This is a genomic window from Enterobacter sp. TCD1-1 (genome assembly GCF_020567405.1).
Taxonomy (GTDB): Bacteria; Pseudomonadota; Gammaproteobacteria; order Enterobacterales; family Enterobacteriaceae; genus Enterobacter; species Enterobacter quasiroggenkampii.
This window is the reverse complement of sequence record NZ_JAJCXF010000017.1, coordinates 1-521: the sequence shown is the minus strand read 5'-3', so window position 1 is coordinate 521 and position 521 is coordinate 1. Positions and strand designations below refer to the sequence as shown.

General features: G+C 28.4%; 1 pseudogene. It reads left to right on the top strand.

The features are described from left to right. A pseudogene (locus tag LJA86_RS22170) lies at window positions 1–353 on the top strand (RNA-directed DNA polymerase); the annotation flags it as partial. Window positions 354–521 lie beyond the last annotated feature (168 nt).

The following is a 521-nucleotide window of genomic DNA, read 5'->3' as shown; positions in this document are numbered from 1 at the left end:
AACTATTTAATATGTTTTTCTATAAAGATGCTCCTATTGGAACCATACGGGTATCGAATAAAAAAACAAAAATAATAAAAAAAATGACAGCATTACTCAGACAAGGAAAATCACCTATATATATTATGGAGAATGTTTTCAATTTAAATAGAAAAAGTTTTAAGCCAAAGTACACCAATAACTATGCTTTTTACAATAGATATGCAACAGATCAATTGCAAAATAAAATAAAAGGTTATAGATCATATTTAGTTTCCATTATAAAATTCAATGAAAAATATAAATCCATTGATGAAAAATTCTTAAAATCCGCAAAAAAATTAGTAAAAGAACTGGAAGATAGCATTCCTTAATAATGTCAACACTTAACTTACAAATTATTAACCCTGTGCAGTTGAAATTTAAAATCACAAAAACGTCCTATAACAAGCTTATAAATGTAAGTGAATCGCCACGGGTTTAACAGACACCTCAGAGTCATTTAAGATGACTTAAAGAGAGGTCCCCATGAGCGGTAAGCG